Below are 15767 nucleotides of genomic sequence, written 5' to 3' on the forward strand. Positions count from 1 at the left end.
AATGAACGCATCGTCTGGATCGACTGCGAAATGACCGGCTTGGACCTCATCAACGACGCCTTGATTGAGGTCGCTGCGCTGGTGACAGATTCCGAACTCAATATCCTGGGCGAAGGCGTGGATGTGGTTATCAAGCCCGATGATGCCGCGCTGGAGCAAATGAACGACTTTGTGCGGGACATGCACACCCGCTCCAAGCTCCTGGATGAGCTTCCCCGGGGAAAGACCATGGCCGAGGCCGAGGCACAGGTCCTCGAATACATCGAAAAGTGGGTCCCGGATCCCCGCAAGGCACCCTTGGGCGGCAACTCCGTGGGAACTGACCGGATGTTCCTGGCCCGGGATATGCCCAACATCGTGGAACATCTTCACTACCGCGTGATCGATGTCAGCACCATCAAGGAACTCTCACGCCGCTGGTTCCCTCGCGCGTACTTCCAGTCCCCCGCCAAGCATGGCGGCCACCGTGCATTGGGCGACATCAAGGACTCGATCGACGAGCTGCGTTACTACCGCCAGGCTGTTTTCGTTCCTACGCCGGGACCGGACACCGCCACAGCACAGCGCATTTCCAAGGAGATCATGGCCACCGCTGAGACCTTGGGATCCAGCGAACGGGTGTGATCTGCACCATTTTTCAAGGTTTTTTCGCCAAAAACGGCAAAAGTGGACTTTGCACCCCAAAACAGCAGGTAAGCTATTTGTCGTTGCCTTGGAGGAAAGCCGGTCAAACGGTTCAGTCCCGATAAGGCGCATGGTGGGCTTAGCTCAGTTGGCAGAGCGCCTGGTTGTGGTCCAGGAGGTCGCGGGTTCAACCCCCGTAGCTCACCCCACCGAGATTGGCTCCAGAGCCGGTTTCCACAAAGGCCGCACCGGTTATCCGGTGCGGCCTTTGCTTTTAACCCGGAGCGGGTCACGCGGCCACGTCCGAGGCCGCGGCCGGACCGCCACCGGACTACCGCGCTAAACGAAGGAAATGCTGAGATGACCGTCCTGCCAGTCACTATCTGGGGCGAACCTGTGTTGCACCGCCGGGCAAGCGAGGTGGAGGTTTTCGATGATGAACTCCGCGGCTTGATCGCGGACATGTTCGAAACCAATGATGCCGCCAACGGGGTTGGACTCGCCGCTCCTCAGATCGGCGTGGGTAAGCGACTCTTTGTCTACAAGTACGCCAACGATGACGACGTGCCGGAGCAGGGCGTGGTGGTCAACCCGGTGCTGACACTTTCCAAGGTCTCGGGGGCACTTCCGGATCCCGACGAACATGTTGAAGGATGCTTGTCCTTCCCGGGCGAGTACTACCCGTTGCAACGCGCAGAATGGGCACGGGTTCAGGGTTTTGACGGCAACGGCAACCCCTTGGATTTCGAAGCGACAGGGTGGTTCGCCAGAATCCTGCAACACGAATTCGACCACTTGGACGGCAAACTGTATGTCAACCGCCTTGTGGACCGGTACTCCAAGAAGGCGTTGAAGCAGGCCAAGAAGAACGGCTGGGGTGTTCCTGGACTGACTTGGATGCCTGGCGTAGATCCAGATCCGTTCGGGCACTGAGCCGTGGCCGCCAGCCCGTACACGGAGCTTTTCGAGCTCTTGGATATCACCGGCGACGATGCCGCTGAATGCGCGCACCTTCTGGACACGCCTGCGGATGAGCCCGTTCTTCAGGCTATGGAGGCGATGCAGGAGAGGCTTGGTGCCTTTCCGGTAGACAGCATCCGGGCAGAAGGCGCCGTGGAGGCGGTCTGGATCGAAGCCCTGCTCCGTTTTGCCCCGTCAGTTCACGCGTATCATGTGGGTCTCGGAATCAGTCCGGCGGTTTCGGCTGCTTCCTTGGCAGACCTGGGTCTACAGCTCCGCATCAACCGACGGGTCCATGGACGGTTTGGACTGGATACCTGGGCCTGGCTGACATTGCACATGGCAGGAAATCTATTCCGGCTGGGACGGCTACAGTTCCATTTGGTGCCCGCCGCAGATCCAAGCTCAGAGTGGGTTCTGGGGGTCCACATTCCCGAGGATGGCTCACTCTCCCCCGAATTGGTGGATGCCAGCTTCTCGCAGGCTCGGGCTTTCTTCACCCGGTATTTTCCGGACAAGCCTGCCCACAAAGCCACATGCGATTCCTGGATGCTGGACCCGTACCTCGTGGAGCGCCTGCCTATGAGCAACATCGCGTCCTTTGCTCGTCGCTTCACCTTGGATCGCTGCACTGATGCTCCTACGGATGCCATCTATTTCACCTTCAGGCAGCGGGGACTGGACAACCTGGATAGGCTTCCGCGGGAAACCTCACTTCAGCGCGTGGTCCTGGAGCGGATCGACGACGGCGGCACCTGGCAGCTGGGGCACGGTCACCTGGCACTGTAGATGGTTTGCTGGTCCGGGCAAGAGGAAAGGACCCGCTTCATGGCGTCTTTTTCGGCTTGCGTAATCCACAGTTGATACGCCGCCTTCACCGAGACTTGCCGCGCGACGTAATGGCAGCGGAAATTTTTGTTGGCCGGCAGCCACGTGGCGGCGTCTCCTGCACCTTTCTTGACGTTGGCGGGTCCGTCCGCGGCGATCAGGTTCAGGGGGTCGTTCGCAAACATTTGCCGCTGTTGGACAGTGAGCTGCTGGGCGCCTTTCTGCCAGGCGTCGGCGAGGGCCACCACGTGATCGATTTGAACGGCGGCGCTGGTGTCCTGGCCTCTTTGGAATGTTACCTGCGCCCCTGTGTAAGGTTCGTGGAAGCTACCTCCAGAGACCTTGCACGATGAACCCTTCGTGAACTCGACTGCGGAGAGGTCCCTCCGCAGAATGTCATTTCTGGTATCGCATCCATTGCGGTCAGCGTCTGCCCAGGCTTGGCCGAAGGCGGCTCTGTTGTAGTCCGACTTCTGCGCACGTCCTTTGACCGGGAGATGTTCCAAAGCATCGCTTGCCTTCTCGGGCGGAACAAGTGCCGCCCCGCGAAGGGGTTTCATCCAATCAGGATTGAAGACGGGTGCTTCGCTGGGGCCGGCCGCCCACGGTTCTGCGGCGTTGAATTGGCCGGCGGTGAAGTACCAGGAAAGCCCTGCAACGACGGTTGCAGCTGCCAATCCAAGAATGGCCCACGCTTGACGTGACCTCCGCCGGGCGCGTTTGTAGGCAGACCAAGTGGTACTCAAGGGACTCCGTTCAGTGGGACTGGCGACGTCCTTCGAGCGTAGGACAAAGCCCCGACATCAGAGTCGATATCCACAGTGTGTAGGAGAAGTCACACTGCAGTGAGGTGGCGCGTGACCGGGTCTATTGCTCCCGTGTCACGCGTTGCAGGTCCTCGGTTGCCAGGGCGAGGAGTCCTCGTAGTTGTTCTACACGTTCGTCCGGCACATCACCTGCGGCGTTTCCCGCCACCGCCTGGTCCAGAAGCTTCTGCGCTTGTTTGTGGTTGGCCTTGGCTACGTCCAAGGCGTGTTCAAGCGTGGTCTCATGTTCCAACGTTGATTCGTTTTCCATGAACCCATTTTGATCAGGTTTCCCGGCTGATACCAGTGACTCAGCCGGGAAACCCGCGAATACTTCGGAGCGCCTAGGCTCCTGCCCCTTCAAGTACTGCGATGGGAGCAATCACGTCACGCGCGGGGAACGACGGCGGGTTCACACCGGCCATTTCTTCCATGACACGCACAACCTGGCAGGAGTAGCCGAACTCGTTGTCGTACCAGACGTAAAGAACCAGGTTCTTGTCGTTGGAAATCGTTGCGAGGCCATCAACAATGCCGGCGCGACGCGAGCCAACGAAGTCAGTGGACACCACATCGGGAGAGTCAATGTAGTCGATCTGCTTGCGAAGATCCGAGTGCAGGGACATTTCGCGGAGGAAGTCGTTGACTTCATCGCGCGTGGTGCCGTTCTCAAGGTTGAGGTTCAAGATGGCCATGGAGACGTCCGGGGTGGGCACGCGGATGGCATTGCCCGTGAGCTTGCCCTGCAACTCGGGCAATGCCTTGGCTACAGCCTTGGCGGCACCGGTCTCCGTGATGACCATGTTCAGTGCTGCCGAACGGCCGCGGCGGTCACCCTTGTGGAAGTTGTCGATCAGGTTTTGGTCGTTGGTGAACGAGTGAACCGTTTCCACGTGGCCGTGAATGATGCCGAACTTGTCGTTGATAGCCTTCAGCACCGGCGTAATGGCGTTGGTGGTGCAGGACGCCGCGGTAACGATCTTGTCGTCATCGGAGATGTCTTTGTGGTTGATGCCGTGGACGATGTTCTTGAGGTCACCCTTGCCCGGTGCCGTCAACAAGACGCGGGCAACACCCTTGCTCTGCAGGTGCTGTGAGAGGCCATCGGCATCGCGCCAGCGGCCGGTGTTGTCCACCACCAAGGCGTCCTTGATGCCATAAGCGGTGTAGTCCACAGTGGCGGGGTTGTCCGAGTAAATGACCTGGACCTGCACGCCGTTGGCGGTGATGGTGTTGGCTTCCTCGTCCACGCGGATGGTGCCCTCGAAGGAACCGTGAACGGAGTCGCGGCGCAGCAGGCTGGCACGCTTCACAAGATCGTTCTCAGCGCCCTTGCGAACAACGATGGCGCGGAGCCGCAGGCCGTGTCCGCCACCGGCCTTTTCAATGAGGATGCGGGCCAGGAGACGGCCGATACGGCCAAAGCCGTAGAGAACGACGTCGGTGCTGGTGCGGTCGTCAGCGCCACGCTTTCCCACGATCTCCGCGAGCTCGGAGCGCAGGTATTCATCCAGGGAGGCACCGTTGCCTTCGGCCCGGAACTTCTCAGTCAAGCGTGCAATGTCAATGGCGGCTGCGCCGAGCTCCAACTCAGACAGCGCGTTCAGCAGCGGCGCCGTCTCTTCGAGCAGCAGCTCGTGGTTGCTCATCCGGCGCGCAAAACGGTGGGCCTTGAGGATGTTCATGGTGGACTTGTTGATCAGGCTCCGGCCGTGGATGCTCGTGACCACATTATTTTCCCGGTACAACCGGCCGATCACCGGAATCATGGCCTCGGCGAGAGCCTCCCGGCCCATCCACTTATCAAGACAAGAATCTGACGTCTGGCTCACAGAACTACCTTCCTTGGGTCAACCACATACGTCCTCGTATGCAGATGGCAGCGGCCGCCCGGAGTAGTCCTGCGGCACATGCGCCGGCGGGCTTCGGTCCACCCACAGCGCCTTGAACGAGAGCAAAGAAAATCCGCCGGCTGCGAACGCAGTCCCGGCGGCAGAACATCTACGTTCAGTAACCATTCTAGGGCGGAAGGAAGGGCTGCAGGCCGCCCCGGGGCGTGAAATCACTCACACGGGACAAATCCGGGAGTCATAAATGGATGGGTCGACCGATACGCCGGGTTCTGTCATCCCCTGCCGTTACCGGCAAGGGAGTGGCGGCCATCCATCTACGAACGCCGTTGCCGACGCCCTCCAGCAGCCTACCCGGACACTCGGGCGAGCAGCCCTCAAGCGTGTCCTGTCTGGCCTTGCTCCGGGTGGGGTTTACCTAGCCTCCCCGGTCACCCAGGGAGCTGGTGGTCTCTTACACCACCGTTTCACCCTTACCTGCTGCCCCGCGATGCAAAACATCACAGCGCGCAGGCGGTCTGTTCTCTGTGGCACTGGCCTGCGGGTTACCCCGAGTGGGCGTTACCCACCACCCTGCTCTTCGGAGCCCGGACGTTCCTCGAGCCACTTCCGTGACGCGCGACCGCCTGGTCGACCCATCCGCCGTCCAGTCTACCGGCGTTGGGGCCTACCAAAGTCCCCGGTAATATCGACTGGTGCTGATTCTGCTGCCGCCTTCCGAAGGCAAGACCCCCGCTGCCAACGGTCCCGCCATTAACTGGGAATCGCTCAGCTTCCCCGAACTGAACCCCTACCGTGCAAAAGTACTCGAAGCACTGGGTACGGTGAGCGCGCACGAGGATGCACTGGCGCTGCTGGGGGTCGGCGCCTCGTTGCGGGACGACGTCGAACGCAATACCCGGCTGCATGCCGAACCAGCCGCTCCCGCACATCAGGTCTATTCCGGAGTCCTCTACGACGCCTTGGGCTACAACAGCATGACGCCAACGCAGCGCCGCAAGGCGAACGAATCCGTCCTGGTGGTTTCCGCCCTGTGGGGCGCCATAGGCTTCGGCGACCACGTGCCTGCCTATCGCCTGTCCATGGGAACGGCACTGCCCGACGTCGGCCGCCTCGCCACGTACTGGAAGCCGCAGCTTAACGCTGCCCTCGCCTCACGCGCCGACGGCGAACTGTTGGTGGACTGCCGCTCCAGTACCTACGCTGCTGCCTGGTCTCCCCCGGCGACGCAGACGGTTAACGTCAATGTGTTCAACGAAGCGAACGGCAAGCGCACGGTTGTCAGTCACTTCGCCAAACACACCCGGGGCGAACTGGCCCGCCACCTGCTGACCCGGCGCGGTAAGGCCCCGGCAACCCCGGATCAGCTCTTGAAGGCTGCCCGGGAGATCTGGACTGCTGAACTCGTTGAAGGCATGGCCCGCAAGCCGCACGCGCTCAACATCATCCTCACCACCTGAGCGTCCAACTGATGTTGGGCTGCGTCAGTTCCACTCCGCCGAACGGACCAGGATGACACCTGAATCCGGGCAAAAGACAATATCGTCCTCAGCGGCGGCTTTGACTTCGGCGAGGTCGCCAGGGCTGAGCATCATGCCGGAGCCTTCGGACTTTCCGTGGAACAGCCGTGCTGCCCCGACTCCACGTTTGGCAATGGTCTTCTCATAGATGGAGAGAATGCCCGCGTCCAAGGATTCGGCGAAGGCGGCGCGCTGCCCCCGTACCACTGTTTCCTCGGCGGCGATCTCGGCAATGGCTTCATCCAGTTCAGCCCGGATGCTGCCAAAGGAACCCTGGATGTCGTCAACGATCGACTGCTGGGCTGCCTGCCGCTCGCGCAGAGTATCCAGGCGCTCCAGGATTTCGAGTTCAACGTCCTCAAGGTCCGAGCGACGCTTGTTGAGGGAGGCAATGTCACTCTGCAGCGCCACAAGATCCTTGGACAGCCCGGTGCCGCTGTTCAGCCGGGTCTCGTCGCGTTGGATACGGGTGGCTACCTGTTCCACATCCGCTTCCGCGCGGCGAAGCTCGGCTTCGGCGTCGTGAACGGCAACCTTGGCCGAGCCGAGCTCGCCGTTGGCCACGCTCAGCGCATCCGTGAGGTCAGTGATGCGTGGATCCGTTTCCAGAACCTTCCGGCGGCCCGCAAGCGACCTGAGCTTGGCATCCAGTCCCTGCAGTTCAAGCAACTTCAATTGTTCTGCCGGTGCTGCTTTCGCCACGCTTACCTCCGCTATTAGCTGCCGGCCTGGGGATCAGGTCCGGCCGGACCGCCTCTGACTGTCAGGGCTGTCCATATCTTTCTAGACTCTAGTCCCCGCCGGGAGTGAGTATGAAGTCCCAAGGATCACTGTTGGTGCCGCTGACGCGGATCTCGACGTCGTAGCCCTGGTCCGCCAGCACGTTGCCCAACGCTTCAGCGGCAGCAGGCAGCCACAGCCACTCACTGGCGAAGTGCGAAACGTCAATCAAATAGGGCCGGCCATTGGTGGCGCCCTCACGGGCTTCGGATGCTGGATGGTGACGCATGTCTGCTGTGACGTACACATCAGCGTTGGCGGCTCGAACTGCGTCGAACAAGCTGTCACCGGCTCCGCCGCACACCGCAACGCGCCGGATCAGGCCGTCTTTGTCTCCAGCTACCCGGACACCGCCTGCGACGGCCGGCAACATTTCAAAGACGCGGGCAGCGAAGTCACCGAGTGTCTCAAGGTCAGGGAGGTCTCCTACCCTGCCAATACCCTCCTCAGGCAAACCGTTGCTTGCCGGCGTCAAGGGCGTGACGTTTTCCAGGCCGAAGGCATCAGCCAGAACATCTGAAACTCCACCCACGGCTGAATCTCCATTGGTGTGCACGGTCAACAGCCCTGTCCCTGCCTCTATCAGCCGGTGCACCGCTAGGCCCTTCGCTGAGGTGGCCGCAACAGAGTTCACGCCTTTGAGAAGAAGCGGGTGATGGGTGATCAGCAGGTCCGCTCCCCACTCCACGGCCTCATCGATCACGGCCAGCGTGGGATCCACGGCAAAGAGAACTTTGGTGACGGGAACATTGGGCCGGCCAACAACAAGGCCAACCTCATCCCAGTCTTCAGCCAGGGACTCCGGCCACAGTTCCTCCACAGCCAGCAACACCTGACCCAGCGTAGGATCAGCGTTGCCGTCCTCTGTTTCGTCCTCTTCGACGGAATCCACATCAGAAATGTGGGTGTTTACTGCTTCCATGCTCTTATTCTTCCCTACTGAGCCAGATTTCTTCCCTACTGAGCCCCCATCAAGTAGCCGCCACTCCGTGGCACCTCCCTGGTGCCGTAATTCTCCCGTAAGGTGAAGCGGGAATCATCAGGCCCTCCGATCCATTGAAGAGAACATGAAAACTTTCGTACTTGGCGGCGGCTGCTTCTGGTGCCTTGATGCCGTTTACCAGAAGACCCGCGGCGTCAGCTCTGTGGTATCCGGCTACACCGGGGGCCACGTCCGCAATCCTGATTACTACGAGGTATGCTCCGGGACCACCGGCCACGCAGAAGTCGTTGCGGTGACCTTCGATGAAACCGTAATTCCCGAAGAAGTCATCCTGGACATGTTCTTTGCCCTCCACGACCCCACCACCTTGAATCGCCAGGGGTATGACGTCGGCACCCAGTACCGTTCATCAATGTTCTACACAACCACGGAAGAAAAGGTCCTCTTCGAGGAAGCCATCGAGCGTGCCCAGTCCCTGTGGTCCGATCCGATTGTGACCGAGGTCAGCCGACTTCCCGAGTTTCACGAGGCCGAGGAAGTGCACCAGAATTACTATGCAAAGTTCCCTTATCAGGGCTATTGCCAGGTGATCATCAACCCGAAGTTGGCAAAGGCCCGGAAATATTACTCTGCATGGCTTACTGCTTAGCGAGGTTTCGATCCCGCTGGTTAGGCTGACCTCAGCAATCCCTCTTCAGAGATAGGCGTAATTTTCATGGCAAGGATCTACGACGACGTCACGCAGCTGGTCGGCCGCACCCCGCTGGTTCGTTTGAACCGGCTCACCGAAGGCCTCGACGCCACGGTTGCCGTCAAGCTCGAGTTCTACAACCCGGCCAACAGCGTCAAGGACCGCATCGGCGTGGCCATTATTGATGCTGCCGAGAAGTCCGGCGCCCTGAAGCCGGGCGGAACCATCGTCGAAGGTACATCGGGGAACACCGGCATCGCACTTGCGCTGGTGGGCGCAGCACGCGGATACAAGGTCATCCTGACCATGCCTGAGACCATGTCCACCGAGCGCCGCGTCATGTTGCGCGCCTACGGTGCCGAAATCGTCCTGACGCCCGGATCCGAAGGCATGCGAGGTGCCGTCGAGAAGGCACAGGAAATCGTTGCCAACACGGAGAACTCAATCTGGGCCCAGCAGTTTGCCAACGAGGCCAACCCAGCTATCCACCGCGCCACCACTGCCGAGGAAGTCTGGGAAGACACCGACGGCGAAGTAGACATCTTTGTGGCCGGCGTAGGCACCGGTGGCACCATCACCGGTGTTGGCCAGGTCCTCAAGGAACGCAAGCCCGGTGTGCAGATTGTTGCGATCGAGCCCAAAGATTCGGCGATCCTCAACGGTGGAGCCCCTGGCCCGCACAAGATCCAGGGCATCGGCGCCAACTTTGTTCCGGAAATCCTGGACACCAACGTCTACGACGAAGTCCTTGACGCCACCCTGGAAGACTCGGTCCGCGTAGCCCGTGAACTCGGCGCACGTGAAGGCATCCTCGGCGGCATTTCCTCCGGCGCCATTGTGTGGGGTGCCCTCGAGTTGGCCAAGCGCCCTGAGAATGCCGGCAAGTTGATCGTGGCCGTGGTCTGCGACTTCGGGGAGCGTTACATCTCCACGGTGCTGTTCGACGACATCCGCGGCTAACACCACGCCGGCACGCCTTCATTTCCTGTAGAAAGGTCTTTGTGAGCTTCTTCGCAAGGCTTAAGGAAGACCTCGATGCCGCCCGGTCCCACGACCCGGCGGCTCGAGGCTCTTTTGAGAACTTTTTCGCCTACTCCGGACTGCACGCCATTTGGGCGCATCGGATAACTCATCGGCTCTGGCAGAATCCGGCGCTCCGTTTTCCTGCGCGCCTGATATCCCAGTTGGCTCGATTCCTCACCGGCATCGAAATCCATCCCGGCGCGACCATTGGCCGGCGGTTCTTCATTGATCACGGCATGGGAGTGGTGATTGGTGAAACAGCCGAGATCGGCGAAGACGTGATGATTTATCACGGAGTAACGCTCGGCGGACGATCGTTGGCCAAGGTCAAGCGTCACCCAACCATCGGCGACCGCGTCACCATTGGAGCCGGTGCAAAGGTCTTGGGTCCCATTACCATCGGTGCCGGCAGCGCTATCGGCGCCAACGCCGTGGTGGTGAAGGACGCACCACCGGAGTCCATCATCACAGGCATCCCCGCCACGTGGCGGCACCGTGATGCCCGGTCCGAAACCAAACCGGCGGTGGATCCGGCGGAGTACTACATCGAATACCGGATCTAACCGGCAAGCCTTCGGTAGAAGTTCCAGAAGACAATGTCGAAGGCGCGGTCCGGAAGAATCTTACGCATCGCCAGGACGCCCCAGGCGCCCCTGCCCACCGGGTAACGGGTTCTGGGGCGTTTTGCCGTTGCGGCGCGAGTAATGGTTCTGGCCACAACCCCCGCCGGCGTAGACAACACATGGCCGGTTCCGGAGGTGGATGCCAACGCGGCAGCCACAACGTGCGCTTGTTGCCTGTAGGGCCCGCTGCCCGAGGCCATGAGCAGGCCCTCCCCCGCAATGCCGCCCCACTCACTGTCTGTTCCCGATGGTTCAATAATGACCACGTCGATTCCGTGTGGCTTCAACTCAAGCCGCAACGAATCACTCATGCCCTCCACCGCAAACTTGGTGCCGTGGTACCAGGCGCCCAACGGCTCATATATTTTGCCGCCTATTGAGGTGATGTTGATGATCCGGCCTGATCCGGCCCTGCGCATCCCGGGTATGACGAGTTGGCTCATCCTCGCCAGACCCATGACATTGACCTCAAATTGCCGCCGGCCCTCAGCCAACGGAACTTCCTCCAGTGAGCCATAGGAACCGTAGCCCGCGTTGTTGACCAGCACGTCAATTGGTCCATGGGCAGCTTCGATCAGCGCCACCGCGGACGCCATCGATTCCTCCGACGTGACATCCAAAGACAGAACACTAATGCCGTGTTGCTTCAACGGCTCCATCTTGCCCACACGTCGTGCGCCTGCATAGACAGTGAAACCAGCTGACCTGAGTGCTATGGCCGCGTCGAAACCGATCCCGGTGGACGCCCCGGTGACAAACGCGATACGGGGTGCCATGGCTGGTCTCCTTGAGTTCGGTAAGGAACGGAAAACAATTCACTACGGCAAAGGCCGGTCCATCCCAGAGTAACTGGGAGGAACCGGCCTTGCGGGAAGGGTGTTGCTAGTGGGTGTCGACGGCCGAGATCTCGGACTTGTCTTCGCCCCAGAGGGTGTGGAACGTACCCTCGGTGTCCACACGACCGTAGGTGTGTGCACCGAAGAGGTCGCGCTGGCCCTGGATCAGGGCGGCGGCAACGCGCTTGCGGCGCAGGCCGTCGTAGTACGCCAGGGAGGACGAGAACACCGGAACGGGGATGCCCAGCTGGACAGCCGTGGCTACAACCCGGCGCCAAGCCGGAAGCGCTTCAGCGATGGCCTTGGTGAAGGCCGGCGCAAACAGCAGGTTGGCGGGCTTCTCATCGGCAGCGTAGGCCTTGGTGATGTCCTTGAGCAGTTCTGCGCGGATGATGCAGCCGGCGCGCCACAGGGAAGCGATCTCGTCCAGCTTGAGGTCCCAGCCGTACTCCTTGGCGGCGGAGGTCAGCATGTCCAGGCCCTGGGCGTAGGAGACCAGCTTGGAGGCGTAGAGAGCCTGGCGGACGTCCTCGACGAAGGTTTCGGGGATTTCCACGGAAGCTTCTTCACCGGCGAGCAGTTCCTGGCCGAGCTTGCGCTGCTCTGTCTGGGAGGACAGTGCGCGGGCGAAAACGGACTCAGCGATGCCGGAGACCGGGGAACCCAGTTCCAGAGCGGAGATGACCGTCCAGCGTCCGGTGCCCTTCTGACCTGCGGCATCCACCACGACGTCAACAAACGGCTTGCCGGTCTTGGCATCAACGTGGCCCAGGACCTCTGCGGAGATTTCGATCAGGAAGGAGGACAGATCGCCCTTGTTCCACTCAGCGAAGATCTTGGACTGCTCGGCGGGCTCAATGCCTGCACCGGAGCGGAGGAGGTCGAATGCTTCACCGATAACCTGCATGTCGGCGTACTCGATGCCATTGTGGACCATCTTGACGAAGTGGCCGGCGCCGTCGGTGCCGATCCATGCACAGCACGGTTCGCCGTCCACCTTGGCGGAGATTTTCTCCAGCAGGGGTCCGAGGGCGTCGTAGGACTCCTTGGAGCCGCCGGGCATGATGGACGGGCCGTTCAGGGCGCCTTCTTCGCCACCGGAGACACCGACGCCGACAAAGTGCAGATCCTTCTTGGCCAGGGCAGCTTCGCGGCGGCGGGTGTCCTCGTAGTGCGAGTTACCGGCATCGATGATGATGTCCCCGGCTTCAAGCAACGGCTCGAGCTGCTCGATCACGTTGTCAACGGGAGCGCCTGCCTTGACCATGATGAGGACGCGGCGGGGCTTTTCAAGGGAGTCGACGAGTTCCTGCAGTGTTTCCGTGCGGATGAAGTCGCCGTCCGTGCCGTGCTTTTCCAGCAGGGCGTCAGTCTTTTCCACGGAGCGGTTGTGGAGAGCCACGGTGAAGCCGTTGCGGGCAAGGTTGCGGGCCAGGTTGGCGCCCATCACCGCAAGGCCGGTGACACCGATGTGTGCTGACATCAAAACTCCATTTCGTTCTTGTACAAGTTCGTGTACAAACAGTCGCCCGATACCCAATGGGGCACGCGGGAAGCGATTTCAAAACCAGGGGCTGTAATAAACCATACGTATTTAAGCCAGGTGCGGGAAAGCGGCGCCCACGTTTTGGAACGGTGCCGCGTCATAAACAGTCTATGATGCCGCCCCGGATTCCTCTGCGCACCTGAGGTCGCCGCGCCACTATGCTTACCACTATGTCAACCAGCCTCCACCACCGCGCCGTAGAGCACTTGGGCACCAAAATCGTCGGCGGCGCCCTGCCCACGGGCCATGTCATGCTGGCCGAGCACTTGGAAGACGAACTCAAAGTTTCGCGTTCAGTGGTCCGTGAAGCCGTCCGTGTGCTGCAGTCGCTGGGACTTGTGGAGACCATCAAGCGAGTAGGCATCAGGGTCTTGCCGGCACATCGTTGGAACCCTTTCGATCCTCTGGTGATTCGTTGGCGGCTGGCCGGCGAAGGGCGCGGCGCCCAGTTGAGGTCGCTCGCTGAGCTGCGTTCCGCCGTCGAACCTGTAGCAGCGGAACTGGCCGCCGGGAACGCCCCGGAAAGTCTTCGGAAGGAGCTGGTGGGCATCTCCCTTGCCATGAAGGAAGCCGGCGATGCCGGTGACATGGCCCGGTTCCTTGACCTCGACATCAGGTTCCACGCGTTGGTCCTCTCCGGCTCCGGCAACGAAATGTTCGCCAACCTGATTGGCCAGGTCACGGAGACCCTCACAGGTAGAACTGTGCACGGACTTATGCCGGAACATCCCCAGAAGCAAGCGCTTCAGTGGCACATGGACGTCGCCCACGCGATTGATGCGGGCGACGGGTCCGTTGCGCGCGAAGCCGCAGCAAAAATCATGAAGCAGACCATTGCGGAGCTGGCACCCAGTTGGAATGACCAGCCCCGCGTGTTCGTCCCCGTCGCCAGGAACTAGTCTTTATCCCTGAAAGTTCAGCAGCACTTTTCCGGATTCAGCGGAGTTCTTCGCCACCTCAAAAGCCTCCAGGCCCTGGGCAAGGCCGAACTCGTGGGTTACCACGGGGTCGACGAACAGCGAACCATCGGCCAGTGCAGCAATGACCTCATCGATCTCGTCGTTGAAGCGGAACGAGCCAAGGAGTTCCAGCTCGCGGGTGATGGCGAGGGAGATGAACACCGGCTGGGGTCCGGACGGCAGGAGTCCCACCATCACCACCTTGCCGCCGCGAGTAGTGCCCTTGATGGCCGAGGCAAGGCCAAAATGGCTTCCAGAGGATTCAATCACCACGTCGGCGTCCACTGCCGCGATGGCCTCGGTGTTGTCGCCTTTCAGGATCTCATCGGCGCCAACGGCAAGGGCGATTTCCAGGGGCTTGTCATGCATGTCGACGGCGACAATCCGGGCCGCGCCGGCACGCTTCAGGACGGCAACGGCGAGTGCACCGATCGGACCGCTGCCAATCACCAGGGCTGTCTTTCCCCTGACGTCTCCCGCGCGGCCTACGGCATGCCAAGCGACGCTGGCGGGCTCAACCAGTGCGGCCGTCCTCAGGTCCAGGTTCTCCGGCAGCGGGCGCAGCATCCTTGAGGGAAGGGTGGCGTAGCGGCTGAACGCGCCGTCTGTGTGGGGGTACCGGGCAGCACTGCCAAGGTAGGTGCAGCCCGGGGAGAGGTTGGGCCGCTCCTGGGGGTATCTGACATCGCCGGGTGCCGGGGTTGCCGGGTGGACGGCCACGGGGGTTCCCTCGGCGGGGCCGGTACCGTCGGCTGCCTGCTGGACCACTACGCCCACGATTTCGTGTCCAAGGACCATGGGCTCTTTGAGGATGGACTCCCCTGCTGCTCCGTGCAGCCAGTAGTGAAGGTCCGATCCGCAGATCCCGCCGTAGGCAATCTCCACGATCGCTTCATCCGTAGCCGGCACTGCCAAGGGGATGTCTTCAATCCTCAGGTCGCCCTTGCCATGGGCAACCACGGCGGGGCCTGAGGCCGGGAGAATAATGCTCATCAGACCACCACCGTCATTCCACCGTCGACGAAGATCGTCTGGCCGTTCACGAAGTTCGAGGCCTGGGAGGCGAGCCATACGGTGGGCCCGGCAAGGTCTGCCGTAGTGCCCCAGCGATTGGCCGGGGTCCGGCCAAGGATCCAGGAATTGAAGTCAGCATCGTCCACCAGGTTTTGGGTCATTTCCGTGTGGATGTACCCCGGCGCGATTCCGTTGATCTGCAAACCGGAGGCGGCCCATTCTGCCGTCATGGCGCGGGTGAGGTTGCGGAGTCCGCCCTTGGCAGCCACATAGGGGGCGATGGTGGGGCGCGCCAGGTCCGTTTGGACCGAGCAGATGTTGATGATCTTGCCGTGTCCCCGGGAGATCATATGCCGTGCCGCTTCCCGGCCTACCAGGAAGGCGCTGGTGAGGTCCGTGGTGATGACACGGTCCCAGTCCTTGACGTCGAGCTCCAGCATGGGGACACGGTGCTGAATTCCGGCGTTGTTAACCAGGATGTCCAAAGGCCCCACGTTCTGTTCAATCCAAGCCACACCCTCAGCAGCGTCCGTTGCGTCGGTGACATCGAAAGCCCGGCTATGGACCCTTTCCACCGGATAGTCAGCGGCCATGGCCTGGTGGGCTTTCTCCAGGCGTTCAGTGCTGATGCCATTGAGCACCACCGTCGCGCCGGCATCGGCAAGGCCCCTGGCCAGGGCATTGCCGATACCGCGGCTTGAACCAGTGACCAAGGCAACCCGCCCGGTCAGATCAAAAAGTCCATTCATAGTTTTGTTCTTCAT

At 61.2% G+C, this 15767-nt stretch carries 17 protein-coding genes, 1 tRNA gene and 1 other RNA gene; 9 read left to right on the plus strand and 10 right to left on the minus strand.

Annotated features, from left to right (window positions below):
• The first annotated feature begins 30 nt into the window (after positions 1-30).
• The 4 genes from orn to LDN70_RS12285 all read left to right on the plus strand — a co-directional run bounded on the left by orn (position 31) and on the right by LDN70_RS12285 (position 2373).
• Positions 31-624, plus strand: coding sequence for an oligoribonuclease (gene orn / locus LDN70_RS12270; protein ID WP_208096157.1), 594 nt, complete (start codon positions 31-33; stop codon positions 622-624).
• Positions 625-757: 133 nt separating this feature from the next.
• A tRNA-His gene (locus LDN70_RS12275) sits at positions 758-833 on the plus strand.
• A 151-nt stretch (positions 834-984) separates the two neighbouring features.
• A complete protein-coding gene (def, locus tag LDN70_RS12280; protein ID WP_142938979.1) occupies positions 985-1557 on the plus strand; it encodes a peptide deformylase in 573 nt (190 codons plus the stop codon).
• A gap of 3 nt (positions 1558-1560) precedes the next feature.
• Positions 1561-2373, plus strand: coding sequence for an acyltransferase domain-containing protein (locus LDN70_RS12285; protein WP_223940437.1), 813 nt, complete (start codon positions 1561-1563; stop codon positions 2371-2373).
• Here LDN70_RS12285 and LDN70_RS12290 read toward each other — a convergent pair.
• The 4 genes from LDN70_RS12290 to rnpB form a co-directional block, all read right to left on the minus strand.
• Complete coding sequence (locus tag LDN70_RS12290) at positions 2358-3158, minus strand: HNH endonuclease family protein (RefSeq protein ID WP_223940438.1); 801 nt, start codon at positions 3156-3158, stop codon at positions 2358-2360. The genes LDN70_RS12285 and LDN70_RS12290 overlap by 16 nt on opposite strands.
• A gap of 121 nt (positions 3159-3279) precedes the next feature.
• Positions 3280-3489, minus strand: coding sequence for a hypothetical protein (locus LDN70_RS12295; protein WP_142938976.1), 210 nt, complete (start codon positions 3487-3489; stop codon positions 3280-3282).
• A gap of 73 nt (positions 3490-3562) precedes the next feature.
• A complete protein-coding gene (locus tag LDN70_RS12300; RefSeq protein WP_208096151.1) occupies positions 3563-5014 on the minus strand; it encodes a glyceraldehyde-3-phosphate dehydrogenase in 1452 nt (483 codons plus the stop codon).
• Between the two features lie 299 nt (positions 5015-5313).
• Positions 5314-5706: RNase P RNA component class A (gene rnpB, locus LDN70_RS12305), an RNA gene on the minus strand.
• Positions 5707-5763: 57 nt separating this feature from the next.
• Here rnpB and LDN70_RS12310 point away from each other — a divergent pair.
• Positions 5764-6528: a YaaA family protein gene (locus tag LDN70_RS12310; RefSeq protein WP_223940439.1), complete on the plus strand. Its 765-nt coding sequence runs from the start codon at positions 5764-5766 to the stop codon at positions 6526-6528.
• A gap of 24 nt (positions 6529-6552) precedes the next feature.
• On the opposite strand, the gene LDN70_RS12315 is transcribed toward LDN70_RS12310, so the two are convergent.
• Positions 6553-7290 carry a zinc ribbon domain-containing protein gene (locus LDN70_RS12315; protein WP_223940440.1) on the minus strand — a complete coding sequence of 246 codons (738 nt, stop codon included), beginning with the start codon at positions 7288-7290 and terminating at the stop codon, positions 6553-6555.
• Positions 7291-7378: 88 nt separating this feature from the next.
• Positions 7379-8290 (minus strand): Nif3-like dinuclear metal center hexameric protein, encoded by a 912-nt coding sequence (locus LDN70_RS12320; RefSeq protein ID WP_223940441.1) that lies wholly within the window; start codon positions 8288-8290, stop codon positions 7379-7381.
• Between the two features lie 145 nt (positions 8291-8435).
• Between LDN70_RS12320 and msrA the strand changes: the two genes are divergently transcribed.
• The 3 genes from msrA to epsC all read left to right on the plus strand — a co-directional run bounded on the left by msrA (position 8436) and on the right by epsC (position 10588).
• Complete coding sequence (gene msrA / locus LDN70_RS12325) at positions 8436-8960, plus strand: peptide-methionine (S)-S-oxide reductase MsrA (protein ID WP_223940442.1); 525 nt, start codon at positions 8436-8438, stop codon at positions 8958-8960.
• 66 nt (positions 8961-9026) lie between these two features.
• The gene (gene cysK / locus LDN70_RS12330) at positions 9027-9962 is read left to right on the plus strand and encodes a cysteine synthase A (protein ID WP_024817121.1); all 936 of its coding nucleotides are present in this window, start codon (positions 9027-9029) and stop codon (positions 9960-9962) included.
• 41 nt (positions 9963-10003) lie between these two features.
• A complete protein-coding gene (epsC, locus tag LDN70_RS12335) occupies positions 10004-10588 on the plus strand; it encodes a serine O-acetyltransferase EpsC (RefSeq protein ID WP_062069163.1) in 585 nt (194 codons plus the stop codon).
• On the opposite strand, the gene LDN70_RS12340 is transcribed toward epsC, so the two are convergent.
• Both LDN70_RS12340 and gnd read right to left on the minus strand, forming a co-directional pair.
• Positions 10585-11424 carry an oxidoreductase gene (locus LDN70_RS12340; RefSeq protein WP_223940443.1) on the minus strand — a complete coding sequence of 280 codons (840 nt, stop codon included), beginning with the start codon at positions 11422-11424 and terminating at the stop codon, positions 10585-10587. The genes epsC and LDN70_RS12340 overlap by 4 nt on opposite strands.
• A 106-nt stretch (positions 11425-11530) precedes the next feature.
• Entirely contained in the window at positions 11531-12967 is a 1437-nt protein-coding gene (gnd, locus tag LDN70_RS12345; protein WP_142938968.1) for an NADP-dependent phosphogluconate dehydrogenase, read from the minus strand.
• A gap of 233 nt (positions 12968-13200) precedes the next feature.
• On the opposite strand from gnd, the gene LDN70_RS12350 reads away from it, so the two are divergent.
• A complete protein-coding gene (locus LDN70_RS12350) occupies positions 13201-13929 on the plus strand; it encodes a FadR/GntR family transcriptional regulator (protein ID WP_142938967.1) in 729 nt (242 codons plus the stop codon).
• Positions 13930-13932: 3 nt separating this feature from the next.
• On the opposite strand, the gene LDN70_RS12355 is transcribed toward LDN70_RS12350, so the two are convergent.
• Complete coding sequence (locus LDN70_RS12355; RefSeq protein WP_223940444.1) at positions 13933-14982, minus strand: L-idonate 5-dehydrogenase; 1050 nt, start codon at positions 14980-14982, stop codon at positions 13933-13935.
• Positions 14982-15752 (minus strand): SDR family oxidoreductase, encoded by a 771-nt coding sequence (locus LDN70_RS12360; RefSeq protein ID WP_223942642.1) that lies wholly within the window; start codon positions 15750-15752, stop codon positions 14982-14984. Before LDN70_RS12360 ends, LDN70_RS12355 begins: the two co-directional genes overlap by 1 nt.
• Between the last annotated feature and the right edge of the window lie 15 nt (positions 15753-15767).

Origin of the sequence: Arthrobacter sp. StoSoilB22 (genome assembly GCF_019977315.1) — a bacterium.
Lineage (GTDB): Bacteria > Actinomycetota > Actinomycetes > Actinomycetales > Micrococcaceae > Arthrobacter.

Coding starts and splice junctions, on each gene's coding strand:
- cysK (WP_024817121.1), top strand. CDS start 9,027: ATGGCAAGGATCTACGACGACGTCACGCAGCTGGTCGGCCGCACCCCG.
- LDN70_RS12295 (WP_142938976.1), bottom strand. CDS start 3,489: ATGGAAAACGAATCAACGTTGGAACATGAGACCACGCTTGAACACGCC.
- LDN70_RS12300 (WP_208096151.1), bottom strand. CDS start 5,014: ATGGGCCGGGAGGCTCTCGCCGAGGCCATGATTCCGGTGATCGGCCGG.
- LDN70_RS12355 (WP_223940444.1), bottom strand. CDS start 14,982: ATGAGCATTATTCTCCCGGCCTCAGGCCCCGCCGTGGTTGCCCATGGC.
- def (WP_142938979.1), top strand. CDS start 985: ATGACCGTCCTGCCAGTCACTATCTGGGGCGAACCTGTGTTGCACCGC.
- LDN70_RS12320 (WP_223940441.1), bottom strand. CDS start 8,290: ATGGAAGCAGTAAACACCCACATTTCTGATGTGGATTCCGTCGAAGAG.
- LDN70_RS12360 (WP_223942642.1), bottom strand. CDS start 15,752: ATGAATGGACTTTTTGATCTGACCGGGCGGGTTGCCTTGGTCACTGGT.
- gnd (WP_142938968.1), bottom strand. CDS start 12,967: ATGTCAGCACACATCGGTGTCACCGGCCTTGCGGTGATGGGCGCCAAC.
- msrA (WP_223940442.1), top strand. CDS start 8,436: ATGAAAACTTTCGTACTTGGCGGCGGCTGCTTCTGGTGCCTTGATGCC.
- LDN70_RS12340 (WP_223940443.1), bottom strand. CDS start 11,424: ATGGCACCCCGTATCGCGTTTGTCACCGGGGCGTCCACCGGGATCGGT.
- orn (WP_208096157.1), top strand. CDS start 31: ATGACCGGCTTGGACCTCATCAACGACGCCTTGATTGAGGTCGCTGCG.
- LDN70_RS12350 (WP_142938967.1), top strand. CDS start 13,201: ATGTCAACCAGCCTCCACCACCGCGCCGTAGAGCACTTGGGCACCAAA.